This window comes from Duganella zoogloeoides (assembly GCF_034479515.1).
Classification (GTDB): domain Bacteria; phylum Pseudomonadota; class Gammaproteobacteria; order Burkholderiales; family Burkholderiaceae_D; genus Rugamonas; species Rugamonas zoogloeoides.
This window is the reverse complement of record NZ_CP140152.1, coordinates 1,993,902-2,018,394: the sequence shown is the minus strand read 5'-3', so window position 1 is coordinate 2,018,394 and position 24,493 is coordinate 1,993,902. Positions and strand designations below refer to the sequence as shown.

General features: G+C 63.7%; 15 protein-coding genes. 2 read left to right on the top strand and 13 right to left on the bottom strand.

The window, feature by feature from the left end:
* Positions 1 to 27: 27 nt before the first annotated feature.
* The 12 genes from SR858_RS08930 to SR858_RS08875 all read right to left on the bottom strand — a co-directional run bounded on the left by SR858_RS08930 (position 28) and on the right by SR858_RS08875 (position 18,755).
* Complete coding sequence (locus SR858_RS08930) at positions 28 to 1,602, bottom strand: glycoside hydrolase family 43 protein (protein ID WP_019922411.1); 1,575 nt, start codon at positions 1,600 to 1,602, stop codon at positions 28 to 30.
* Positions 1,603 to 1,605: 3 nt separating this feature from the next.
* Entirely contained in the window at positions 1,606 to 3,168 is a 1,563-nt protein-coding gene (locus SR858_RS08925; protein ID WP_019922410.1) for an alpha-N-arabinofuranosidase, read from the bottom strand.
* A gap of 13 nt (positions 3,169 to 3,181) precedes the next feature.
* Positions 3,182 to 5,146 carry a glycoside hydrolase family 97 protein gene (locus tag SR858_RS08920; RefSeq protein ID WP_019922409.1) on the bottom strand — a complete coding sequence of 655 codons (1,965 nt, stop codon included), beginning with the start codon at positions 5,144 to 5,146 and terminating at the stop codon, positions 3,182 to 3,184.
* A 121-nt stretch (positions 5,147 to 5,267) separates the two neighbouring features.
* Positions 5,268 to 6,035 carry an SDR family NAD(P)-dependent oxidoreductase gene (locus tag SR858_RS08915; RefSeq protein WP_019922408.1) on the bottom strand — a complete coding sequence of 256 codons (768 nt, stop codon included), beginning with the start codon at positions 6,033 to 6,035 and terminating at the stop codon, positions 5,268 to 5,270.
* A 74-nt stretch (positions 6,036 to 6,109) separates the two neighbouring features.
* Complete coding sequence (locus SR858_RS08910; protein ID WP_019922407.1) at positions 6,110 to 7,690, bottom strand: aldehyde dehydrogenase (NADP(+)); 1,581 nt, start codon at positions 7,688 to 7,690, stop codon at positions 6,110 to 6,112.
* Positions 7,687 to 8,679 (bottom strand): AraD1 family protein, encoded by a 993-nt coding sequence (gene araD1, locus SR858_RS08905; protein ID WP_019922406.1) that lies wholly within the window; start codon positions 8,677 to 8,679, stop codon positions 7,687 to 7,689. The genes SR858_RS08910 and araD1 overlap by 4 nt, the downstream gene beginning before the upstream one ends.
* A 207-nt stretch (positions 8,680 to 8,886) precedes the next feature.
* Positions 8,887 to 10,632 carry an IlvD/Edd family dehydratase gene (locus SR858_RS08900; protein ID WP_019922405.1) on the bottom strand — a complete coding sequence of 582 codons (1,746 nt, stop codon included), beginning with the start codon at positions 10,630 to 10,632 and terminating at the stop codon, positions 8,887 to 8,889.
* Positions 10,633 to 10,776: 144 nt separating this feature from the next.
* Positions 10,777 to 11,835, bottom strand: coding sequence for an aldose epimerase family protein (locus SR858_RS08895; protein WP_019922404.1), 1,059 nt, complete (start codon positions 11,833 to 11,835; stop codon positions 10,777 to 10,779).
* 128 nt (positions 11,836 to 11,963) lie between these two features.
* Positions 11,964 to 12,917 carry a glycoside hydrolase family 43 protein gene (locus SR858_RS08890; RefSeq protein ID WP_019922403.1) on the bottom strand — a complete coding sequence of 318 codons (954 nt, stop codon included), beginning with the start codon at positions 12,915 to 12,917 and terminating at the stop codon, positions 11,964 to 11,966.
* Between the two features lie 41 nt (positions 12,918 to 12,958).
* Positions 12,959 to 14,308, bottom strand: a complete 1,350-nt coding sequence (locus SR858_RS08885) for an MFS transporter (RefSeq protein WP_019922402.1) — start codon at positions 14,306 to 14,308, stop codon at positions 12,959 to 12,961.
* 70 nt (positions 14,309 to 14,378) lie between these two features.
* Entirely contained in the window at positions 14,379 to 17,054 is a 2,676-nt protein-coding gene (locus tag SR858_RS08880) for a TonB-dependent receptor (RefSeq protein ID WP_019922401.1), read from the bottom strand.
* Positions 17,055 to 17,243: 189 nt separating this feature from the next.
* Positions 17,244 to 18,755, bottom strand: a complete 1,512-nt coding sequence (locus SR858_RS08875; protein ID WP_019922400.1) for an AMP nucleosidase — start codon at positions 18,753 to 18,755, stop codon at positions 17,244 to 17,246.
* A gap of 144 nt (positions 18,756 to 18,899) precedes the next feature.
* On the opposite strand from SR858_RS08875, the gene SR858_RS08870 reads away from it, so the two are divergent.
* Together SR858_RS08870 and SR858_RS08865 are read left to right on the top strand one after the other, a co-directional pair.
* Complete coding sequence (locus SR858_RS08870; RefSeq protein WP_019922399.1) at positions 18,900 to 22,937, top strand: Pls/PosA family non-ribosomal peptide synthetase; 4,038 nt, start codon at positions 18,900 to 18,902, stop codon at positions 22,935 to 22,937.
* A gap of 13 nt (positions 22,938 to 22,950) precedes the next feature.
* Positions 22,951 to 23,538, top strand: a complete 588-nt coding sequence (locus tag SR858_RS08865) for a 4'-phosphopantetheinyl transferase family protein (protein WP_026637386.1) — start codon at positions 22,951 to 22,953, stop codon at positions 23,536 to 23,538.
* Here the strand turns inward: SR858_RS08865 and bla are convergent.
* Positions 23,525 to 24,412 (bottom strand): class A beta-lactamase, encoded by an 888-nt coding sequence (bla, locus tag SR858_RS08860; protein ID WP_019922397.1) that lies wholly within the window; start codon positions 24,410 to 24,412, stop codon positions 23,525 to 23,527. The genes SR858_RS08865 and bla overlap by 14 nt on opposite strands.
* Between the last annotated feature and the right edge of the window lie 81 nt (positions 24,413 to 24,493).

The following is a 24,493-nucleotide window of genomic DNA, read 5'->3' as shown; positions in this document are numbered from 1 at the left end:
TGGACAACAGCAATGGCGGGTCTTGATTTAACTGCCCGTGCGCGCACCCCAGATCGACACACCATCGACCGACTGCGCCGTCCACGTCACCACGAACGCGCTGGCGTTGGTATTCCACTGGCGCGACAGCACGCCCTTGAACGTACCGAGCGTACCCAGTACCAGCGTGATGCGGTTGTCGCCATCATGGGTCCAGGTGCCGGTCGCCGCACCGGTCACCGCACCGCCGGACGCCAGCACGATATTTTGCGACGCCTTGATGACCGCTGAAATATCCTTGCCGTGGTTGATCATCTTGTAGCTGCCGGCGGCATCCGCCACCGTGACCACCGCCGACAACGGCGTCGCATTCTTGCTGAGCGGCGCGTAGCGGAACGGCGCCACCACCAGCCAGCCATCGGCGTTGATGAACATCTGGTGCACGCGGATCTGGTGCAGCTCCCCGGTGCCGGGGAAGCGCGTGTGGAAGATCAGGAAGTACTGGCCGGTGGCAGCGTCGTAATAGGCCGAGTTGTGGCCCGGCGAAACGTACCCAAGCGCCGTGCCGCTTTCCCCCGCCGCCAGTGCGAACTGGTGGTTGCCCATGATCTTCTGGCCGAACGGTGCGATGGTCGCGTCGTCGAACAGCGGCTTTGCCGGATCGGATTTCACCGTGGCCATGTCGTTGCCCTTGGCATCGACGTACGGGCCGTCGGGGTTGAGCGACCGCGCCACCCGCATGTTGTACGCGCCATTGGCATCCAGGCCGCCAAAGGACGTAAACAGGTAGTAGAACTTCGACTCCGGGCTGTAGAGCACATAGGCGCCTTCGATGCGGCTGTGATTACCGCCCATCAGGTGCTTGCCGTAGCCTTGGCCTGCCACCGGCTTGCCGGTAATCTTGTCCATCTTCAGGATGAAGATGCCGCCCGAGTACGAGCCGTAAATCATCCACAGGTTGCCGTCCTTGTCGAAGAATGTCTGCGGATCCACCACGTTGGGCATGGTCAGCGCGTTATAGATATTGACGCCGTCCTCGCTGACCTGGTCCCACATGCCGGAACGCAGGAACATGCCCTTGTCCACGTACGGGCCTTCCACCTTGTCCGCCACGGCCACGCCCATGGCGGAGCGCGGCGAATCGCCCTTGCACGAGTTGTAGTAGAAGTAGAACTTGCCGTCGCCCAGGCGCGCCACGTCCGCCGCCCACAGGCCATTCACCTGCGACCAGGCGAAGGTGGGGGCCAGCGCCGTAATGACGTTGGAAAACAGCGGGTTGGCCGCATCGACCCCGTCGGCGATCTTGGTCCAGTTCATCAAGTCGGTGGACTTGGCGGCAGCCAGGTGCGAGCCGAACACGTAGTACGTGCCATCGACCCGGATCACGGACGGATCGTGCACCGATGCCTCCGTGAAGGCGATCGTGGTGGGCGTTGGCGTTGGCGTTGGCGTTGGCGTTGGCGTTGGCGTTGGCGTCGGTGTCGGTGTCGGCGTTGGCGTCGGGGTAGGCGTCGGCGTGGCGGTGACAGGGTTGCTCACCCCGTCGCCACCACCGCAGCCGGCCAGCAGCAGCGCCACGCCGCCGGCGATCGCCTTGCGGCGCGAGAGCATGAAGTCTTCCATGGCTTACTCCACCGCCACCACGATCACCGCTTTCGACGGGATCTTGATCGTCAGCTTGCCGTCCGCGCCGGCATTGGCGCTAAATGGCGCAGGCTTGATGGTGTCCGGCGCCTGGAAGGTGTTGTGGGTGTCGATGGCCGGCGCGGTCAGCACGCGTCCCTTGACCGACTTGATGCTTACGCCCGGCACATCCACCGCCACGTCGGCATCCTTGTTCGGGTTGGTGTTGACCAGTGCCAGATAGAGCTTGCCATCCTTGGCGCGCGCGGCCGATGCACTGATTTCAGGAATGCTGCTGCCGTTGTACGAATACTGTGGATTGTCCTTGAGCGTGAGCGGCAGCGATGTCGCATCCTGGAACGGCACGTACATGTGGTAGGCGTGGTACGTCGGTGTGAGCAGCATCTTGTCCTTGTCGGTCAGGATCATCGCCTGCAGCACGTTGACCATCTGCGCGATATTGGTCATTTTCACCCGGTCGGCATGGTCGTGGAAGATGTTGAAGTTGAGCGCCGCCACCACCGCGTCGCGCAGCGTGTTTTGCTGGTACAGGAAGCCGGCGTTGGTGCCCTTCTCCACGTCATACCAGGTGCCCCACTCGTCCACCAGGAAGCCGACTTTTTTCTCCGGGTCGTTGCGGTCCAGGACTTCGACGTTCTTCTTGATCATGCTGTCGATCTTGAGCGTGTTCGACAGGGTCGAGAACCATTCGCTTTCATTGAATCCGGTAGCTGCGCCCTTCACTTCCCACTTGCCGGTCGGGATGGTGTAGTAGTGGAAGCTGATGCCGTAGGTCTGCTTCTTGGCCTCGCGGCTGATCATGTCGGTCCAGCTGGTGTCGTAGTCGTTGCCACCGCTGGCGATGATTTGCGGACGCAGGTGCTTGGGCGCACGCAGGAAGGTTTCGGTCTGCTTGTACAGGTCCGTGTAGTAGCGCGGCGTCATGTTGCCGCCGCAGCCCCAGGCCTCGTTACCGATGGCGAAGAAGTCCACCTTGAACGGCTTGTCGCGGCCATTCTTGCGGCGCAGTTCGGCCAGCGTCGATTTGCTGTCGGAGGTCATGTACTCCACCCATTCCGACATCTCCTGCGCCGTGCCGGTGCCCAGGTTGCCGTTCACGTAGGTATCGGCGCCCAGCTGCTCGGCCAGGTCGAAGAACTCGTGGGTGCCCACCGCGTTCGATTCTTCCACGCCGCCCCAGTTGGTGTTGACCTTGACCGGACGCTTTTCGCGCGCGCCGATGCCGTCGCGCCAGTGGTATTCGTCGGCGAAGCAGCCGCCCGGCCAGCGCACCAGCGGCACGTGCATTTCCTTGAGCGCGCCGATGACGTCATTGCGCCACCCACGGGTATTGGGGATTTTCGATTTCGGGCCGACGTACATGCCTTCGTAAATGCCGGTGCCCAGGTGTTCGGCAAACTGGCCATAGACGTTCTTGTTGATTACCGGGCCCGGTTTCGACGTGTCGATGGTGACGGTCACTGGCGCGGCGTACGCATAACCGCCGGCGGCGATCAGGCACAGGGTGGCTACGGCATTTTTGATGTTGTAAGTACGGTGGTTCATGCTGGTCTCCTGGTTACTGTTTTTTTGTTATCACGAAGCCGCCACGCGGCTTGATGGTCACTACTGCTTTCGTGCCGGCGGCAAGGCTGCGCTGGCTGAAACTGGCGGGGTTGCCGGTGACGGCTTCGCCGTCGGCGATGATCCGCGCCGCACCGCTGCCGGCAAACGACAGGTCGAGCGTGATCGTCTTGTCGGACTCGGTGGCGTTGATGCCGGCGATGTACCAGGTGTCGCCGGCACGGCGCGCGATCACCGCATACTGGCCCGGATAGCCATCGACATAGCGGCTGTCGTCCCAGCTGCGCGGCAGCTCGCGCAGGAAGTCTTTCACGTAGCCGGGCGCGGTGGCCATGCCTTCCGGGCGTTCGGCAAAGTGCTGGATGCCGGAGAGCATCAGCACCGACGTGGCCAGCTCAAAACCGTTGCTGGTGGTGCGCTTGATGTTGGGGATGTCGCGGAATACCATCGGCGTGAAGTCCATCGGGTCGAACAGGTTGCGGGTGAACGGCAGCATGGCCACGTGGGTGGGCATGGCGTCTTCATCCTTTTGCTCGAAGCTGGTGAACTCGAAACCCTTCACCGATTCCATCGTCATCAGGTTGGGCCAGGTGCGGTGCCAGCCGCGCGGCAGCGTGGAGCCGTGGAAGTTCACCAGCAGGCCGGCAGCGGCCGCATCGTTGAGAATATCGACGTAATAGGCCATCATCGCCTGCGAGTCGCCGTTGAAGAAGTCGATCTTCACGCCCTTGATGCCCATGTCGCGGATGCGCTTGAACTCCGCCACGCGCTGCTCGTGGGTGAGCAGCTTGCCCTTGGGCGTATACTTGGTGCCGTTCCACGGGCCGGACGAGTTATACCAGAGCAGCAGGCCCACGTTTTTCGTGGCGGCATAGTCGGCCAGCTGCTTCACCTTCTCGTAGCCGATTTTCTGGTCCCAGTCGGCGTCGATCAGCGTGTAGTCCCAGTGCATGTCGGCCGCGTAGTCGATGAATTTCTTCTGCACGTCATACACCGTGCCATCATCCTTGAGCAGGGCCCAGCTCCACGACGCGTGGCCCGGCTTGACCAGCTTCTCGTCGAACCTGATCGCGGGCGCAGCCAGGTCGGTACCCAGCGTGGAATCGGTCACCGTTGCCAGCGAGCCGAGTGCGATCAGCCGCCACGGCGTGGTCAAGGTGCCCTTGACGTCGGCCAGCAAGCCTTTACCGCCGTAAGCCTCGGCAGGCATCGGATTGCCGATGCTGTACACGCCATCGTTCGATTCCGGCGCCAGGCGCGAAGCCTGGTACGTGCCGTCGATACCCGCTTCGGACAGCGCGACCCAGGTCTCGCCGCTCTTGAACAAAGCCGGGAACACCCAGCCGGCCGGCGACGGCGATGCCGTGCCCACGGCAATGTCCATCTTGTAGTGTTCTTCGTAAGAGGGATTGGTGCGCTCCCAGCCGGTCTGCGCGACCGACATCGGTTGCAGCCAGGCTTTCGCGGTGCCGGGGAATGCGAACGTGGTGCGCTCCTGCACCAGCGTCTTGCGCGGCAGCGACGGCTCGGCAACCACGTAGCGGAATGCCACGCCGTCGTTCGAGACGCGGAATACGATGTCCATTTTCTGGTTTTGTGCGTTCTGCACGGTCCAGGTTTTCTCGTTGGCGCGGTAGCTGATGTCGCGCTTCTTGCCGACCGCCATGCGGTAATCGTCGCTGATGGCGGTGGTCTTCGATGCGGCGGTGGCCGTGAGCGCGCCGGACAAATCAGCGCCCTGCAATTGCAGGCCTAGTGCCGACGGCAGCAGCACCGGCCTGCCATCGCGCTTGACCGTGTAGCTGAGCGGCTTGCCGGGCGTTGCAACGATACTGGCCACGATGCGCCCATCGGGACTCGACACCGGTAGCTTCACCGGGTTCGATTCGGGGGTCAATGCCATTGCGCCCGGCGCGGCCATCACGCCGACCGCGAGCGCAGAGATAAAGTTCTTCACCATTGTTCATACCATTTTTTAGGGTTATGTGGCCCAGGCGCCTCATGCTGGGCGCTGTCTCCGGGGCGGCGAACGGTGCTGCGGGTATTGCGGTACTGCTTGGGTCAACTACTAAACTCAACTGCTAAACCCATCCTCCATCGACAATGAATTCCTGCGCCGTGCACATGGCGCCATCGTCGGCGGCCAGGAACAGCACCATGGAGGCGATATTTTGGGGCAGCAGCTTGGTGGGCAAACACTGGTTGCGCTTGATATCCTGCTCGCCGGCGTCGTCTAACCACAGGTCGATCTGGCGCTGGGTCATCACCCAGCCCGGCGTGACGGTATTGACGCGGATGCCGTGGGCGCCGAATTCGCGGGCCAGGCCGCGCGTGAGGCCGTGGGTGGCCGCCTTGGCGGTGGCATAGACGGGATACCCGGCGTTCTTGACCTGCCACGAGATCGAACCGACATTGATGATGGCGCCGCCCCCCCTCTCCTTCATGCCGTCGAACACGGCCTGGCAGGTAAAAAACATCGGGCGCTGGTTGATGGCGATGCGCTGGTCCCAGTATTCGACCGTGACGTCTTGCGTGTCATGGCGCTGGTCGTTGGCGGCGTTGTTGACGAGGATGTCGAAGTTGCCGATGGCGCCAGTCAGCTCGGCCATCGTGGCCTTCAGGGCGGCGATGTCGGTGATGTCGCACAGGCGGAACAGCGGCTCGGGATAACCGGCTTCCTTCACGCGCCGGCACAGGGCCAGGCTGGGATCGCGGGCGATATCGACGAAAGCTACCTTGGCGCCCTGCTCGGCAAACGAGATCACCATCGCCTCGCCGATACCGCTGCCACCGCCGGTGATGAATACGCGCTTGCCGCGCAAGCTGGGGAACTTGGCCAACTGGGTCATGCAGTCTCCTGAAGTTTAGGCTCACGCCTGTGCCCGCGGCCCCGTCTATGCGGGGCTCGCAGGCTAGTCCGACATCACTTGCGGGTCAGTTCACCGTCGCGGCGGCGCCATGCTTCGGCGCCGTTATCGCGCAGCACTTCCGGCAGCAGCGCCTGCGGCAGGTTCTGATACGACACCGGGCGCAGGAAGCGCACGATGGCGCCGGTGCCCACCGACGTGCTGCGACCGTCCGAGGTGGACGGGAACGGACCACCATGCACCATGGCGCTGGCCACTTCCACGCCAGTCGGGAAACCGTTGGCCAGGATGCGGCCCACTTTGCGCTCCAGTACCGGCAGCAGTGCGCGCGCGGCATCGAGGTCGGCGTCGTCCAGTTGCAGGGTGGCGGTCAACTGGCCTTCCAGGTTTTCGGTCACCAGCAACAGTTCGGCCAAGTCCTTGCACGCCACGACCAGTGATGCTGGTCCGAAGATCTCTTCGCCCAGCGCATGCTGCGCCAGGAAGGCCGCACCGGTGGTAACGAACAGCGCCGGGGCGCCCTTGCCCTCTTCCTGCGGCGCCAGCGCCACGGTCGAGACATTGGGCTGATCCTTCAACTGGGCCACGCCGCGCTGGAAATTACCGGCGATACCTGGCGACAGCATGGTCACTGCCGCGCCGCCAGCCAGCGCCTGCGAGGCGGCCGTGGTGAAGCGATCGAGTTCGGGACCGGCCAACGCCAGCACCAGGCCGGGGTTGGTGCACATCTGACCCACGCCCAGCGTCAACGAACCGGCGAAACCGGCCGCGATTTCTTCGGCGCGGTTGGCCAGTGCGGCCGGCAGCAAGAAGACCGGGTTGATCGAGCTCATTTCTGCATACACGGGAATCGGTACCGGGCGGGCGGCAGCCACCGCCATCAGCGCCATGCCACCGCCGCGCGAACCGGTAAAGCCCACGGCCTTGATCGCAGGATGGCGCACCAGCTCCTGGCCGATGGCGTTGCCGGCGCCGGTGAGCAGCGAGAACACGCCGCCCGGCAAACCGCAAATTTCGACAGCCCTGGCTACCGCGCGGCCCACCAGCTCGGACGTGCCGGGATGGGCGAAATGGCCGCGCAACACGACCGGGCAACCGGCGGCAAAGGCGGAGGCGGTGTCACCGCCGGCCACCGAGAACGCCAGCGGGAAATTACTGGCCGAGAAAACCGCGACCGGACCGAGACCGATCATGCGCAGGCGCAGGTCGGGGCGCGGCGGCGCACGGTCGGGCAGCGCGGCATCGATGCGCACATCGTTCCACGAGCCTTCGCGCAGCAAGTTGGCAAACAGTTTCAGCTGGCCGACGGTGCGGCCGCGCTCACCTTCCACGCGGGCGCGCGGCAGGCCGGTTTCGGCCATCACGCGTTCGACCAGGGTGTCGCCGAGGGCGACGATCTGCTCGCCCACGGTTTCCAGGAACACTGCGCGCTGCTCGTCGCTGATGGAGCGGAACGTGTCGAATGCAGCTTCGGCCGCGCGGCAGGCCGCGTCGATTTGTTGGTTATCGACCGCGAAAAATTCAGTCTCGAGCAGCTTGCCCGCTGCCGGGTCCCAGGCACGCAAGGAGGCGCCGGTGCCCTTGACGGGCTGGCCCGCGATCAGTGCTTCGCCGGTGAGAACGCTGGTATCAATCATAAGGCTTTCACTTTCGCGACTTCGGTTTTGTACACGGCCAGCTTGTTGCGCAGTGCCGGGCCAAATTGCGGCGCGTCGATCTCGAAGGTTTCGCCTTCCTTGACCACGATGTTGTCCGCCACGCTCAGGGTGGCGGTACCGAAGAAGTGGATGTGCACATCGCCCGCGCGGTTGAACAGCGGGTACTTGAAGTGGTGGTGCTCCAGGTTGGCGATGGTGTGCGACATATTCTGCTCGCCGCTGAAGAACGCCTTTTCCCAGCGTACCTTGCCGTCAACATCATAGATGCGCGAAGTGCCTTCGATGTGCGCTGGCGCTGCGCCGACCAGCAGGGCCGGACCCAGGCCGCAGACGCGCAGCTTGGAGTGGGCCAGGTACAGGTAGTTCTGGCGCTCGGTCACGTGGTCCGAGAACTCGTTGCCGATCGCGAAACCGACGCGGTACGGCTGGCCGTCGTCGCCAATCACGTACAGACCGGCCACTTCCGGCTCTTCGCCGCCGTCGAGCGCGAAGTCCGGCATGGCCAGGTCCTTGCCGCTGGCGGCGACGATGGAGCCGTCGCCCTTGTAGAACCACTCCGGCTGCACGCCAGCCTCACCGGCCGCAGGTTTGCCGCCTTCGACGCCCATGCGGAACATCTTCATGGAATCGCTCAGGGTCTCGACGTCGCCGCCGATTTTCTTGTGCATGGCGTCGCGGGTGTCGGCGCTGCCCAGGTGGGTCAGGCCGGTGCCGGTGACGTAGGTGTGGGCGTCGTCGGTGTGATCGAGTGGCGGGAGCAGACGGCCGTCGGCGGCAATCGCCTCAAACGAAGCGGTGTTGGTGCCAATGGACTTGTCGGCCAGGGCGGCCAGGCCGACCGATTTACGGATCGCGTCCTGTGCCAGGGCGTACGTGGTGGTGTAGCCGTCGATGATGCGGACGGTGTCCTGTTCCAGCACGCCGATTTGGCGCGCGCCTTGTTCGTTGGTGAATTGGATGAGTAGCATGGAAGTCTCCTTGAATTGCGGGTTGCAGCTTGCTGAGCGCAGCCGTCGCGGCAATCGTGGCCGCCGCCCCGTCATCCTCGCGCACGCGGGGATCCATGGAACGCCTGATCCTGTTACTCAGTATGGATCCCCGCTTTCGCGAGGATGACGACTCAAAAGCTAACGGCTGCGGCCCGCCGTTGACGGCGGACCGGCGTGCGATATGTTTTAGTGCGAATGACGCGGCACAGCCGAACCACGGTTCCCGACCAGGAAGTCGAAGTCGCAGCCCTCGTCGGCCTGCAGCACGTGTTCGATGTACAGCTGCTGGTAACCGGTTTTCGGTCCCGGCGCGCTGCCGGCCACGCGTACTGCCTGGCGCTCGGCCATCTCGGCATCCGAGATTTCCAGGTTCAGTTCCCCGCCGGCGCAGTCCAGCGTAATCCAGTCGCCATCCTTGACGATGCCTAGCGGACCGCCGGCCATCGCTTCGGGCGCCACGTGCAGCACCACGGTGCCGTAGGCAGTGCCGCTCATGCGGGCATCCGAGATACGGACCATGTCTTTCACGCCTGCTGCCAGCAGCTTCGGCGGCAGACCCATATTGCCTACTTCAGCCATGCCGGGATAACCTTTCGGACCGCAGTTTTTCATGACCAGGATCGAGTTCGCATCGACTTCCAGGTCCGGATCCAGGATGCGCGACTTGTAGTGCTCGAAGTCCTCGAACACCACGGCCTGGCCGCGATGCTGCATCAGCGCCGGGGTGGCAGCCGATGGCTTCAGTACCGCACCGCGTGGCGCCAGGTTGCCGCGCAAGATGCAGATGCCGCCGTCTTTCAGCAGCGGCTTCTCCAGCGGACGGATTACTTCGTCGTCGTAGATCGGCGCGTCCAGGCAGTTTTCCCAGATGGTTTTGCCGTTGACGGTGAGCGCGTTCGGGTTGGGCAGCAAGTTACCTTCGCCCATGCGGCGGATCACGCCCGGCAAACCACCGGCGTAATAAAACTCTTCCATCAGGAAGCGGCCCGATGGCAGCAGGTCGACGATGGTCGGCATGCCACGGCCCACGCGGGTCCAGTCTTCCAGTTCCAGATCGACACCGATACGGCCGGCGATGGCCTTCAAGTGGATCACGGCGTTGGTCGAGCCACCGATGGCGGCGTTCACGCGAATCGCGTTTTCGAAGTTTTCCTTGGTCAGGATCTTCGACAGTTTGAGGTCTTCGCGGACCATTTCAACGATGCGGATGCCCGACATGTGCGCCAGCACATAGCGGCGCGCATCGACAGCCGGAATGGCGGCGTTGTGCGGCAGCGAGGTACCGAGCGATTCGGCCATGCAGGCCATCGTCGATGCGGTGCCCATGGTGTTGCAGGTACCAGCGGAACGCGAGTGGCCGGCTTCGGCGGCCAGGAATTCGTGCATGCTGATTTCGCCGCCCTTGACCTGCTCGTGCAGCTGCCAGACGGCGGTGCCGGAACCGATGTTCTTGCCGTTCAGCTTACCGTTCAGCATAGGACCGCCGGTGACGACGATGGTCGGGATATCGACCGACGCGGCGCCCATCAGCAGTGCCGGAGTGGTTTTGTCGCAGCCCACCAGCAGGACCACGCCGTCCATCGGATTGCCACGGATCGATTCTTCGACGTCCATCGACGCCAGGTTACGGGTCAGCATGGCGGTCGGACGCAGGTTCGATTCGCCGTTCGAGAAGACCGGGAATTCGACCGGGAAGCCGCCCGCCTCCAGGATGCCGCGCTTGACGTGTTCGGCCAGCTTGCGGAAATGGGCATTGCACGGGGTCAGTTCGGACCAGGTGTTGCAGATGCCGATGATCGGTTTGCCCTGGAATTCATGATCGGGAATGCCCTGGTTTTTCATCCAGCTGCGGTACATGAAACCGTTCTTGTCATTGGAGCCGAACCATTCGGCGGAGCGCAGCTTAACTTTCTTGTTGTCGTTCTCGGACATGCAAATCTCCTCAGTTATTCTTGTGCGCCGGCCCGGCCAAACCACGCCAGCACAGCGATGAAAGCAGTCTAAAATGTACTGAGATAACTTTCCAATAAATTGTTAAACGACTTCGATACCGAAATGGATATCGGTGGCTGGCACTTATTCGGTCGTGAACTTGTAAGCCATGACGGTCGTGTACTCCTCGCCCGGGCGCAAAATCGTCGATGGATACGCGGGCCGGTTGGGCGAATCGGGGAAGTGCTGGGGTTCCAGACAGAAGGCGCTACGATGGCCGTAGATGCGCCCTTTTCCTTGTACCGAATCGCCGAGAAAATTACCGCTGTAGAACTGCACGCCCGGTTCCTGGGTCCATACCTCCAGCACCCGGCCCGATGCCGGCTCGCGCACGCGCGCGGCCAACTCCAGGGCACCCTCCGTCTTTTTGGCGAGAACGAAGTTATGGTCATAGCCAAAACCGTTGCGAATTTGCTCGTCGTCGGCGTCGATGCGCGCGCCGATGGCGTGCGGCGTCTGAAAATCGAACGGCGTGCCGGCCACCGGCGGCAGGTCGCCCAGCGGGATCTGCACGGCGTCGATCGGCGTGTAGCGGTCGGCGTGTATCGTCAGTTCGTGGCCGAGGATGTCGCCGCCGCCGGCCAGGTTGAAGTAGGCGTGGTTGGTGAGATTCACCGGCGTGGCCCGGTCGGTGATGGCGTGGAAGGCGATGCGCAACTCGTTATCGGCGCGCAGCTCGTAGATCACCGTGGTTTCCAGGTTGCCCGGGTAGCCCTGCTCGCCGTCGGCGCTCAGGTACGTGAGTATCAGGCCGGCCGACTTGGGGGTGTTGAAGCTCTCGGCGGCCCATAGGCGGCGATGGAAGCCATCGACGCCGCCGTGCAGGTGGTTGGCGCCGTTGTTGACGTCGAGCTGGTACTGCGTGCCGTCGAGCGTGAAGCTGGCGTTGGCGATGCGGTTGCCATAGCGACCGATCAGCGCGCCGAAGTAATGCGACTCGCCCAGGTAGGCGGCCACGTCGTCGAAGCTGCACACCACATCGGTCACTTTGCCGTCGCGGTCGGGCACATGGATTTCGGTGATGATCCCGCCCAGGTCGAGGATCTTGACGATCATGCCGTTGGCGTTGGTAAGGGTGTACTGGGTGACGGCGCGGCCGTCGGGCAGTTGGCCGAACGGCGATTCTGAAATCGATGGTTGCATGTGGAGGTCTCTCGATGGTACTGCGGCCGGAGAGGTTGATCACCTGCCCGGCCGCGCGCATGTTCTATGGATTCCCGCGTGCGCGGCGGTCCGCCGACGCGGAATGACGGCTCATCAGCTCACGGTCATCACGCGACCGATGGCTTGCCGAACACCGGCATGCCCTGCTCGTCCCACTTCAGTGGTTTCACATAGGTGTGACGGTCCGGGTTCCACAGCGGGTCGCCGATGATCTCGGTGTAAGTTCTTGCATGATAAACCAGCATGACAGTTTCGCCATCGTCGCCGATAGTAAAACTGTTGTGGCCAGGTCCGTACACGCCGTGCTCGAAGCACGTCTGCAGCACCGGCTGCGGGCTCTTGGTCCACGAGGCCGGATCGAGCACGTCGGCGTTTTCGTCGGCCCACAGGATGCCCATCGCGTAGTTTTCGTCGGTGGCGCTGGCCGAGTAGCTGATGAAGATCTTGCCGTTCTTTTTCAGGACCGACGGACCTTCGTTGACCCAGAAGCCACGGATCTCCCAGTCGAATTCCGGCTTGCTCAGCATGACCGGCGGGCCGCCCAGCTGCCACGGCGTTTTCATCGGCGCGATGTACAGGTTGGAATTGCCCTCGATGGCCACGTCCTTTTGCGCCCACAGGTAGTACAGCTGCCCCTTGTGGGTGAAGGTGGTGGCGTCCAGGCAGAAGGTGTCGATGCCGGTGTCGATCTGGCCCATGAACTCCCACTCGCCTTCCAACGGATTGGCGTTGGTGTTACGGATCGCGTACATGCGGTGCTGGAACAGCTTGTGCTTGATCTCGCGGCTCGGCGCGGCGGCAAAGTACACATACCAGGCGCCGTCGTTGAAGTGGATCTCGGGCGCCCAAATCAGTTCGCTGTAGGCGCCGGTGTCCGGTTTGTGCCAGACGTCGACTTTTTCAGCGTCCACCAGGCCGGCGATGGTTAGGGCCCGGCGCAGTTCGATGCGGTCGTACTGCGGCACCGAGGCGGTGAAGTAATAGTAGCCGTCGGTGTGGCGGATGATGAACGGATCGGCGCGCTGTTCGATCAGCGGTTGCAGGATTTCGGGGTTTTGCATTGCTTCGGTTTCCACTCTAAGTTATTCACTAAGTTATTCAATCAAGCCGGGGCTTGCACAGCCATCTGCTTCTTCACCTGCGCATAGTACTCGTCGGTCACGCGGTAGCGGAACATCATCAGTCCCATCACGGTGTGGAAGAAGCCGGGAATCAGGGTGACCATCAGCACGATGCCGTGCAGCGCGAACGCGGTCTGCTCGTGGTTGGGCGCGTACTGGAAGTACGTCAGCAGCCAGCCCACCAGCACGCCGGCGATGCCCATGCCGGCCTTCTGGCACACGGAAATGCCGCCGTAGGCAAAGCCCGAGACGCGCTTGCCGGTTTTCACCTGGCCGTAGTCGATGGTCTCGGCAATGGCCGACCAGAACACCGGCGCGTGCAGGTCCACCACGAACGACAGCAGGAAGTACAGCACAAACGCCAGCATCACATCGCCTGGTTTGACCACGAAATAGATCAGCGCGCTGATTACGCCCACGGCGATTTGCGACCAGCGGAACAGCTTGACCTTGCAATAGAACTTGGTGATCCAGGTGGACGCAATCATCGACAGGATCGCCGCCACCACGCCAATCGACAGGAACGTCGAGACGGTGGCCGTGTTCCCGCCCAGGTAGTACTTGGCGTAGTAGATGGCGGCGGATGCGCGCACCACGTAGCCGATGGTACCCACCACGCACACGCCACACAGGATCAGCCACTGGTCATTCTTGAGCAGCAGTTTCAACTGGTCCGACAGCGACTGGCGCTGCACCACGTGGCGCACGCGCTCGGTGGTGGTGAATACGCAGAACAGGAACAATGCGATGCCGACGATCGCCATCACCGCCATCGCGGCCTGGTAGCCCACGGCAGGATTGCCGCCGCCCCAGCGCTCGGACAGCACCGGCACCACCACCGTCACCATGAAGGCGCCGATCTTGGCGAAGAACAGGCGGTAGCCGTTGGCCGACAGGCGGTCCTGCGGGTCGTCGGTCAGGCTGCTGGGCAGCGAGATGTAGGCCACGCCCACGCCCGACGTCATCAGCGTCATGATGATGTAGGTGGAGTATGCCCATACCAGCTTGGCGCTGTACTCCCAGTCCGGCGTGGTAAACACGAAGAACACGCTGATCCCGTAGGGAACGGCCAGCGCCAGCAGCCACGGGCGATAACGGCCCATGCGCAGGCTGGTGTAGCGGTCGGTGAGCTGGCCGACCACCAGGTCGCCGATGGCGCCTACCACCTTGACGACGAAGAACAGCAGCGCCAGGTCGGAGGTCTTGAGGCCGTAGATGTCGGTGTAGAAGAACGTGATGATCAACATCATCGACGAGATCACCACGTTGAGCGCCATGTCGCCGGCGCCAAAGCCCACTTTTTCCAACAGCGATAATTTTTTATTCGACATCTGCTAGCTACCTCTTATCAATGCAGCCATCCCGCACGCGGCGGGATGGCTTGGGATACTACGGAATTGCTTAATACTTCAAGTTCATCGACAGCCCCACCGTGCGGTCGTAGCGGCGGGTATCGCGCGGGAAGTCGTTTTCGTTATCCCAGTAATCGCGGTATTTGAAGTTGAGCAGGTTGGTGCCGGTCAGGTTGAGCGTAACCTGCTTGGTCAGCTTGTAGCTGAGCGAGCCGTCCAGCGACGAACTTGGCGCCACGATCAGGTCCTTGCCGGCCAGGTTGGCCCGGTCGGGCGTATCGGCATACAGGTCGACAAACTTCGAGCGCCAGTTGTACGCCAGGCGCGCCGACCAGGCATCCTTCTCGTACAGGCCAACGATGTTGTACGACAGGCGCGACAGGCCCTGGAACGGTTTGTCCAGCAGCAGCGGCGTATTGCCCGAGGTGACGCCGCCTTCGGTGTAGGTGACGTTGGCCTGCAGGCCAAAACCGCTCAGCCATCCGGGCAAGCCATCGTAGAACTGCTGGTACGCCAGCTCCACGCCTTGCAGGTGGCCCTTGTCCGAGTTGGTTGGGCGGGTCACGTTGTAGGGCACGCCCTCGAAGTTTTCCGACACCACGCGGTTGACGATGTAGCCGTCGAAGTTGTGGCGGAACACGGTGCCGCTGACCGAGCCGGTGGAGGCGAAGTACCATTCCATGGTCGCGTCGAAGTTCTGCGCAGTGAACGGTTTCAGGCCCGGATTGCCGCCGGTGGCGCTGGCCACGTTGGTGGTGCCGTTAGGCTTGATGTAGGCTGTGGCCGGATTCAGCTGCGCGAAGTCGGGACGGGTCAGCGTCTTGTTGTAGGCGAAGCGCGCCAGCAGGTCCTTGCGGATCTCGAGCTTGAAGTTCGCGCTCGGCAGCACCTCGGTACCCGACGACTTGCTGGTGGTCGGGGTGTAGACAGTGTTGTTGTTGATATCGGTGGTGGCGTTGTTGGCGTCGATGGTCGAATCGGTCTTCGATACGCGTACGCCGATCACGCCTTCCACCGGATACTTGCCCAGGTCGAAGCCCACGCGGGTCTTGGCATACGCCGCATAGTTCTTCTCGGTGTTGCGGAAGAACGATGCCGGATCGATCGGCTTGGCCGCCGACGAACCAGTGGTCAGTTCGCGGACCGAGGCCGTGTTATTGAGCAGATAACCCGCGCACGGCGTAGCCCAGCTGGCGGTGCCATAGTTTTCCGACATGCCGGGCGTGGTGCACGAAAGGCCAGGCACGCTGGCCATGGTGATGCCGGGGCGCGACTGTACGCTGCTTTCGTTGGCCTTGATCGAACTGGCCTTGCGCTCGTTGGCGCGCACGCCGAAGCTCACATCCTTGAAGAAGCCATCGCTTTCCGGCGTCCAGGTGCCGTCCGCGCGCCAGTCGGTGGACTTGCCGGTATCGTACCCGTAACGGTCGAAGAACTGCGACAACACGATCTTGGTCGGGTCGCTCAGGCCGGAACCCGTGTATTGCGCATAGGGGCTCTTGCCAGCATTGGTCTTGATGTACGCGCTGTCGGCAGTGGTGCTGGTATCGAGGATCGGGTTGGCCCAATCGTATTTACTGTCGGTGACGGCCAGCTCGGAGCTCAGGCGCAAGCCCGGCGTGGCGCGCCACTTGGCGCCCACGGCGTGCTGCGACGACGTGGTTTTCGACCGCAGCGCCTGGGTGGACAGGATGGTAAACGAGTTGGTCGAGTTGATGGTCTCGGTCTGGTTGGTGCCGGGGATCTTGGTGACCTTGATCTGGTCCGGGCTGGTGGCCCACGGCAGGCCGACAAAGAAGTCGGTCTCGTTGGTCCGCTTGAAGGTCGAATACAGGCCTTCGGCATACACTTCCAGGTCCGCGTTCGGCTTCCACTGGAACGCGTAGTTGGCGGCCTGGCGCTTGCGCTCGCCGTGGATGTTCTGCAGGCCGACCAGGTCCGGGCCAGTCAGGTTGGGGGCGGCAAAGCTCTTATCGATCGGGAACGTCTGGAACACGCGTTCCTCGGCATAGCTGTCCTTCACCGACGACACACCAAACAAGGCGCCCACTTCGCCGGCGCCGGTTTTCCAGCGGTTCGAGATCATGCCCGACAGCTCGGGATCGGTGGCGTTGGCCTTGTCCTTGTTCTTGCCGCCCACCTGGGCGCTGGCGGTAAATTCCTTGAAATCGAACGGACGGTTGGTGCGCACGTCGATCACGCCGGCCACGCCGCCTTCCATCAGGTCCGCGCTTTGCGATTTATAGACATCCACGCGCTGGAGCATGGTCGAAGGAATGTCGGCCAGCTGGATATAGCGGCCGGTGGTCGTAAACATTTCACGGCCGTTGAGCAGCGTGGCAATGCCGGGCAAACCGCGAATGAGCACGGTATTGGCTTCGCCCGCATCGCGGCGCACCTGGATGCCGGTCACACGGGCCAGGGTTTGCGCCACGTTCGTGTCCGGGAACTTGCCAATGTCGTCAGCGACGATGGAATCGATGACGTTGTCGGCGTCCTGTTTGAGTTTTTGCGCCGATTCGGCCGCGCGGCGCATGCCGGTCACGGTAATGACCGAAACGTTGGGATCGGCGACGGGCGTCTCCGTTGCCGCAGCCGGCGCTTCTTGCGCCAGTACAGGGAAAGCAGACAGCAGGCCGGCAGCTGCCAAAACTGCGACGCCCGACTTGAGGACGAGGGAATGCTGCGCGCGGGACGATGCCGTCCCGTTGATCGTGGTGTTCATGTGTCTCCAGTGCTCGTTGTTATGTGGCTCTACCCCAGCCTGTATCGGCTGTTGAAATGATCTTATTTGTGAGCGGGAAAACAAACCAATCAATTTTTTGGTGTTTTCGATACCGAAACCGGTATCAACATGATCCTGAGCGTAAAAAAACCCGCACAAGGCGGGTTCGATGGCACGGTATTACAATCTTTACTGGAACGCAACTTCCGTAAAACTGCGTAACTTGCGACTATGAAGCTTATCTACGCCGAGATTGCGCAGCATCTCGAGCGCCTTCATGCCGATGCGCAGGTGCTGGTCCACGCGGTCACGGTAGAACTGGTTGGCCATGCCCGGCAGCTTGATTTCGCCGTGCATCGGCTTGTCGCTCACGCACAACAACGTGCCGTACGGGACCCGGAAGCGGAAACCGTTGGCGGCAATCGTCGCGCTTTCCATGTCCAGCGCGATCGCGCGGCTCTGGCTGAAGCGGCGTTCCGGCGTGCGTTGCGGCAGCAGCTCCCAGTTGCGGTTATCGGTGCTGGCCACGGTCCCGGTACGCATCACGCGCTTCAGGTCGTGGCCCGTCAGTTGCGTGACCTCGGCCACGGCGGCCTCGATCGCCACCTGCACCTCGGCCAGCGGCGGGATCGGCACCCACAGCGGCAGGTCTTCGTCGAGCACATGGTCTTCGCGCACGTAGCCGTGGGCCAGCACGTAGTCGCCCAATTCCTGGGTGTTGCGCAGGCCCGCGCAGTGGCCCAGCATCAGCCAGCAGTGCGGGCGCAGCACGGCGATATGGTCGGTGATGGTCTTGGCATTGGCGGGACCGACGCCGATATTGACCATCGAGATGCCGGAACCGTCGGCGCGGATCAGGTGGTAGCCCGGCATTTGCGGCAGCCGTGGCGGCTGGGTGCCGTAGGCGTCGCCCGGCGCCGCCGGCTGGCCCACGCGGCGCGTGACCAGGTTGCCCGGTTCGACAAAGGCGATGTACTCGTTGTCACCCTCGCCGGCATCGACCGGTTGCGCCATCAAGCCGTGACCGAGCTTGATGAATTCGTCGATGTAGAACTGGTAATTGGTAAACAGGACGAACTTCTGGAAGTGCTCGCACGACGTGCCGGTGTAGTGGCGCAGGCGTTGCAGCGAATAGTCCACGCGCGGCGCGGTAAACAGCGCCAGCGGCTGGGCCTCGCCCATCGCCGGTTCATGGGTGCCGTTGGCGATGCCGTCATCCATGGCCGCCAGGTTGGGCAGGTCGAACACGTCGCGCATCAGCATGCGGCGGTCGGTGGTCAGGCTGCCTTCTATATGTTCGTGCTCGGCGAACGAAAAGTGGATCGGGATCGGCTGGGCGCTGGTGCCCACCTCGATGCGCACCTGCTGGCGGTGGCCGTGGTTTTTCAGCAGAAGCTTGAACTGCTGGATGTAGTAGCGCTTGAACAGGTCGGGGCGGGTGACGGTGGTCTCGTAGGTGCCGGGCCCGGCGACGAAACCGAAGGCCAGGCGCGAGTCGGCGCGGGCCACGGTGTCGGTATGGACCCGCACGAACGGGTAGCAGGCGCGCACATGCTCCCCCACGTCTTCGCCGGCCACGAAGCGCTTCATGGCGTCGCGCAGGTGGGCGATGTTGGCGTCGTAAATGGCCAGCACCTGGTCAAAAGCGGCTTCAGGATCGTCGAATTGCACGGGGGCGATGAAAGGACGGTTCGGTGACATACGACTCCTTAAAAGATAGCTCTGGATTCCATTGTAAGGGCTGCCAGCAGAAGTTGCATAATTCTCCTTACCGCTAGGAGAGGTAAGCAAAAAAGCGGGTGCGCGTAACGTACAATGGGCACCTCTTTTCCACACTGTTCCAGCATGACCGAGCCAGCACCGCAGGGCCTTACGCAGACGCATCCCGACATCCTGTTCGGCCAACCCGACGCCGCGCTGCTGCGCGAGGAAATCCTGGCCGACTTGCTCGAAGCAAGCGCCGTCCGCGCCCCCGATCACCCGGCCCTGGTTTTCGGTGATGCCACCCTCACCTACCGCGAACTCGATGCGCAAGCCGCCCTGGTGGCGGCGCGCCTGCTGGCCGCCGGCGTGCGCCCGGGCCAGATCGTCGGCTTGTGGCTGCCGCGCGGGATCAATCTGCTGGTGGCGCAAGCCGGCATCGCCAAGGCCGGCGCGGCCTGGCTGCCGGTGGACGAAGACACGCCGGTCGAACGCCTGCAGGTATGCCTCGATGACGCCGACGGCGCCGGCGTGGTGACCAGCGCCGCGCTGGCGCCGCGCCTCGAACACATCAAACGCCCGGCCTGGACCATCGAAACCCTGCTGGCCGCGCCCACGGATGGCGAAGTGCTGGCCACGCGCGGCCCGGTTTCGCCCGACGTGCCAGCCTACGTAATCTACACGTCCGGCTCCACCGGCAAGCCGAAAGGCATCCTGATCACCCAGCGCAGCATCTGCCATTTCCTGCGCAGCGAGAACGCGGTGCTGCAAGTAACGGCAGCCGACAAGGTGTACCAGGGCTTCTCGGTCGCCTTCGACATGTCGTTCGAGGAGATCTGGATTTCGTACCTGGCCGGCGCCACGCTGTGGATCGGCCCCAAGGAGATCAGCGGCGACCCCGAAACCCTGCCGCGCATGCTCGATGAAAACCGGGTGACGGTGCTGCACGCGGTCCCCACCCTGCTGGCGTTGTTCAACCAGGAAGTGCCATCGCTGCGCCTGATCAACCTGGGCGGCGAGGCGTGCCCGGAAGCGCTGGTCGAACGCTGGTCGCAGCCGGACCGGCAGATGTTCAACACCTATGGCCCGACCGAAGCAACCGTATCGGCCAGCCTGGCGCGCCTGCGCCCCGGCCACCCGGTCACGATCGGCACGCCGCTGCCGAACTATGGCCTGCTGGTGGTGGACGCCAACGCCGATGCCGGCAACTTGCGCCTGTTGCCGATCGGCGAAGTCGGAGAATTGTGCATCACCGGACCGGGCCTGGCCGCCGGCTACCTTGGCCGTCCCGATCTGACGGCGGAAAAATTCCTGGCCAATCCCTGGGCCAGCAGCGACCATGACAGACGCCTGTACCGCACCGGCGACCTGGCGCGCATCGGCCCAGACGGTGAAGTCACTTGCCTGGGCCGCGCCGACGACCAGGTGAAAATCCGTGGTTTTCGCGTGGAGCTGGGCGAGATCGAGGCGCTGCTGGCGCAGCAGCCGGGCGTGGGTACCGTGGCGGTCCTGTTGCGCAAGGACGACGGCATCGACCAGCTGGTGGCCTACCTGGTGCCGGAAACCGGCGTCACGGTCGAACCCAAGGCGTTGCGCACCGCGCTGGCAGCCACCCTGCCGCCGTACATGGTGCCGGGCCGTTACGAGATGCAGGCGGCCATGCCGCGCCTCACCTCCGGCAAGATCGACCGCAAGGCATTAAAAGCCATGCCGTTATCCGCGCCGCCAGCCGGCAGCACAGCGGAATCGGATCTGCCCGAAACGCCGGCCGAAGCGGCGCTGTTCTCGGCGCTGGCCACGCTGTTCCCCGGTCAGGCCATCCTGCGCCAGGCCGACTTTTTCTCCGACCTGGGCGGCCACTCGTTCTTTGCCGCGCGGCTGGCCTCGACCCTGCGCGCCGATCCGCGCTTTGCCCACATGACCGTGCGCGACATCTACCAGCAGCGCCAGGTGGGCAAGATCGCCCAGGCCCTGGCCGACGGCGCCAACAATGCCGGCGCAGCCAGCGCCGAAGTCGAATGGACGCCGCCATCGACCGTCAAGCGCTGGACCTGCGGGCTGGCGCAGGCCGCCGCCATGCCGGTGCTGGTTGCCCTGCGCATGGCGCAGTGGCTGGCGCCCTTCTTTACATACCACTTCTTTACCGGCGACCCCGGCGACTCGGTGCCGCGCGCAATCGCCGCCTCGGTCGGCGTGTTCCTGATCGCCACGGTGCTGGAGTTTGCCATTGCGATCGCCGGCAAATGGCTGATCGCCGGGCGCCTGCAGGCGGGCGAATATCCGCTCTGGAGCCTGGCCTACTACCGCTGGTGGCTGGCCGACCGACTGGTGGAAGCCGCGCCCGTGTACCTGCTGGCCGGTTCGTCGCTGAATAACTGGTGGCTGCGGGCCTTGGGCGCGAAGATCGGCAAGGATGTCATCATCGGCTCGATGACCTTGCGGGCGCCGGACCTCCTCAGCATTGGCGACTTTGCCAGCATCGGCAATGCCGTCAATTTCGAGAACGCGCGGGTAGAGCGCGGCGTGCTCAAACTGGGCCGCATCACGCTCGAACGCGACGCCTGCGTCAGCTCGTTCGCGGTCATGGAAGGCAATACCCGCATCGAAGCGCAAGGCCACCTGGAAGGCCAGTCGGCGCTGGGCGATGGTGCGCACGTGCCGGCCGGCCGCATCTGGGCCGGTTCGCCGGCTGGCGACGTGGGCGCGTTCGACCCCGCGCGCCTGCCGCCGCGCCCCGCGGTGTCGGCCGTGCGCAGCGTGGCGGAGGGCGTGTTCTTCGTGTTCGGCATCCTGCTGATCGTCACCTTGTTCTTCATGCCGGTGTTCCCGAGTTTCGTGCTGATCGACTGGTTCGACGAGGCGGGCTGGATGCCGTGGTTGCAGGGCGAAGGCATGGGCATCCGCCTGCTGCGCTATTTTGTATTGGCCTTCCCTGCCAGCGCGGTGCTGATCGTGCTCACCGCGCTGCTGTCGGCCGGCATCCGCTGGACCGTGCTGCCGCGCCTGCAACCGGGCCGCTTCGCAGTGCACAGCAATACCTACTGCGCCAAGTGGCTGGTGAGCCAGATCCAGGAATCGAGCCTGAACGTCCTGCATGGCATCTACGCCACCGTGTTTGCGCCGTACTGGTACCGGCTGCTGGGCGCCAAGGTGGGCAAGGATGCGGAAATTTCCACCGCGCTGGGCGTGGTGCCCGACATGCTGACCCTCGGCGACGAAACCTTCATCGCCGACGCCGTCATGCTGGGCGACGAGGAAATCGACGGCGGCTGGATGACCATGCAGCCCACCGTGATCTCGAACCGCAGTTTTGTCGGCAACGGCGCCTACATCCCGGATGGCACCGTGCTGCCCGAGCAGGTGCTGATCGGCGTGCACTCGCGCGCACCGGGCAACGCCCGCATGAACACCGGCGATACCTGGCTCGGTTCACCGCCATTGAACCTGCCAGCACGCGAGCAGACCAGCGGTTATCCCGAGTCGCTCACATTCCACCCGTCGCCGCTGCGGCGCCTGGGGCGCGGCTTGATCGAGGCCTTCCGCATCGTTGCGCCGCATGCGCTGGTGATTGCGGTCGGCTACACGGTGGTGCTGGAAGTGATGCCGGCGGCCGGCGCCGGCCGCTGGGCCGAAGTGATCTGGGACCTGACCCTGGCCGGCCTGGTGTACGGCGTGGGCAATTACGTGTTCGTGGTGCTGCTCAAGTGGCTGCTGATCGGCCGCTACCGCAAACAGTCGGAGCCGATGTGGACGCCGTTCGTATGGCTGTCTGAGGGTGTGACCAACCTGTACGAAGGCATCGCCGTGCCCAACTTCATGCGCTACCTGCGCGGCACGCCGTGGCTGCCGCTCGCCTTCAACCTGATGGGCGCAAAAATCGGCAAGGGCGTTTATATGGACACCACCGACATCACCGAATTCGACTGCGTGCGCATCGGCGACCACAGCGAGCTCAATGCCCTTACCTGCCCGCAAACCCATTTGTTCGAAGACCGGGTGATGAAGATCGACCGGGTCGATATCGGCGAACGGGTATACCTGGGACCGCGCAGCGCGGTACTATACAGCGCAGTAGTCGGGCGCAATGCGCGCCTGGGCGCCCTCACGCTGGTGATGAAGGGCGAGCATATTCCCGCCAACGGCAACTGGGCCGGCTGCCCCGCCGCGCCAGCAAAGGCATAAGAACATGAATAGCATGCAAAAACTCAGTGTCCACACCTGGCCCGGCGCCGCCCCCACCATCGACGACGGCGTATTCGTGATCGGCCTTGCCACCGGCGAGCAGCGCGAAGAAGCGCGCCTGCAGCTGCGCCAGGCCCTGGCCGAGGCGCTCGGTGCGCTGTTCGACGTGCCGCCGCGCGAGATCGAAATCGAAGCCTCTCCCGGCGCCGCGCCAGTGGTGGTCATGCCCGACGGCCAGCGCCTGCACTGCTCGTTCGCGCACGATGGCGGCATGTCGCTGGCGGCCGTGTGTTTCAATGGCCCAGTGGGGGTGGATCTGATGCTGTCGGAGGAAGTGGCGGGCTGGGAGGCGGTGGCGCGCGACTACCTGGGACCGGAGGCCACGGCGCGCATCGCTGCCACACCCCGCGACGAACGCGCGGCCGTATTTGCGCGGGCATGGACCGCGCGCGAAGCGCACCTGAAATGGCTGGGCGTGGGGCTGGACGAGTGGCCGGCGCACAGCCAGTCGTCGGGAGCGACGGTCACCCTCGATCTGCCCGACGGCCTGGTGGGCACGCTGGTGTACGTGGACGGCGCCACGTCGCTCATGCCAGCTTGAACGCCTCCACCACCACGCGCGCAGCGGATGCCAGGATCTCCGGGTTGGCCTTGTCGTCCTTGCCCGGCTGCGTGTAGTAAAGCGCCATCACCACCGGCGCCTTACCCGGAGGCCACACCACGCCGATATCGATGGTGCTGCCATACGACCCGGTGCCGGTCTTGTCTCCCACCTGCCAGTCGTACGGCACGCCGGCGCGGATGCGCGTGTCGCCGGTGGTATTGCCAATCAGCCATTCGGTCATCAGCTTGCGCTTGTCCACCGTGAGTGCGGGGCCCAGCGTGACGCTTTGCAGGGACTTCATCATCGCCAGCGGCGTGGTGGTGTCGCGCGGGTCGCCCGGAATCGCGGTGTTCAATTCGGTCTCCCAGCGGTCGAGCCGGAACGCCTTGTCGCCGATGGAGCGCGCATAGGCCGTCACGCCGGCCGGGCCCTTGATCTGCTTCATCAGGAGGTTGGCGGCGGCGTTGTCGCTGTACTGGATGGTGGCCGCGGACAATTCGCCCACCGTCATGCCGTCGGCCAGGTTTTGCTCGGTGACCGGTGAATGGCTCACCAGGTCGGCCGCCGTGTACCTGATGCGCTTGTCGAGCAGCGACGGCTCGTGCTGCAAGATCGCTGCGGCCAGCATGGCCTTGAAGCTGCTGCACAGCGGGAAGCGCTCGTCGCCGCGATGCGACAGGATGCGGCCGTCGGCGGTGTTGACGGCCGCCACGCCGAGGCGCCCCCTGGTGTCGGCTTCCAGGCGCGCCAGTTGCGCGGCCGGCGACAGCACGGTGGCTGCCGGCGGCTTGTCCAGGATTTCCGCCATGCCAACCATGGGCGAGGCGGCCAGCGCCAGCAGCAAGCTGCGGCGGGTAGTAAAACAGGTCATCTGAAATTCGCCCAGGTGAAAATTGATTATGCAATATGCATCGCCATCATAGCCGAATCGTCACCCAATCGCGCGCACCGG

What these genes read in the sequence shown, in the direction of transcription:
- SR858_RS08930 (WP_019922411.1), bottom strand. Translation starts at nt 1,602, where the DNA reads ATGGAAGACTTCATGCTCTCGCGCCGCAAGGCGATCGCCGGCGGCGTG.
- SR858_RS08870 (WP_019922399.1), top strand. Translation starts at nt 18,900, where the DNA reads ATGACCGAGCCAGCACCGCAGGGCCTTACGCAGACGCATCCCGACATC.
- SR858_RS08925 (WP_019922410.1), bottom strand. Translation starts at nt 3,168, where the DNA reads ATGAACCACCGTACTTACAACATCAAAAATGCCGTAGCCACCCTGTGC.
- SR858_RS08895 (WP_019922404.1), bottom strand. Translation starts at nt 11,835, where the DNA reads ATGCAACCATCGATTTCAGAATCGCCGTTCGGCCAACTGCCCGACGGC.
- SR858_RS08915 (WP_019922408.1), bottom strand. Translation starts at nt 6,035, where the DNA reads ATGACCCAGTTGGCCAAGTTCCCCAGCTTGCGCGGCAAGCGCGTATTC.
- SR858_RS08890 (WP_019922403.1), bottom strand. Translation starts at nt 12,917, where the DNA reads ATGCAAAACCCCGAAATCCTGCAACCGCTGATCGAACAGCGCGCCGAT.
- SR858_RS08920 (WP_019922409.1), bottom strand. Translation starts at nt 5,146, where the DNA reads ATGGTGAAGAACTTTATCTCTGCGCTCGCGGTCGGCGTGATGGCCGCG.
- SR858_RS08865 (WP_026637386.1), top strand. Translation starts at nt 22,951, where the DNA reads ATGCAAAAACTCAGTGTCCACACCTGGCCCGGCGCCGCCCCCACCATC.
- SR858_RS08880 (WP_019922401.1), bottom strand. Translation starts at nt 17,054, where the DNA reads ATGAACACCACGATCAACGGGACGGCATCGTCCCGCGCGCAGCATTCC.
- SR858_RS08900 (WP_019922405.1), bottom strand. Translation starts at nt 10,632, where the DNA reads ATGTCCGAGAACGACAACAAGAAAGTTAAGCTGCGCTCCGCCGAATGG.
- araD1 (WP_019922406.1), bottom strand. Translation starts at nt 8,679, where the DNA reads ATGCTACTCATCCAATTCACCAACGAACAAGGCGCGCGCCAAATCGGC.
- SR858_RS08875 (WP_019922400.1), bottom strand. Translation starts at nt 18,755, where the DNA reads ATGTCACCGAACCGTCCTTTCATCGCCCCCGTGCAATTCGACGATCCT.
- SR858_RS08885 (WP_019922402.1), bottom strand. Translation starts at nt 14,308, where the DNA reads ATGTCGAATAAAAAATTATCGCTGTTGGAAAAAGTGGGCTTTGGCGCC.
- SR858_RS08910 (WP_019922407.1), bottom strand. Translation starts at nt 7,690, where the DNA reads ATGATTGATACCAGCGTTCTCACCGGCGAAGCACTGATCGCGGGCCAG.
- bla (WP_019922397.1), bottom strand. Translation starts at nt 24,412, where the DNA reads ATGACCTGTTTTACTACCCGCCGCAGCTTGCTGCTGGCGCTGGCCGCC.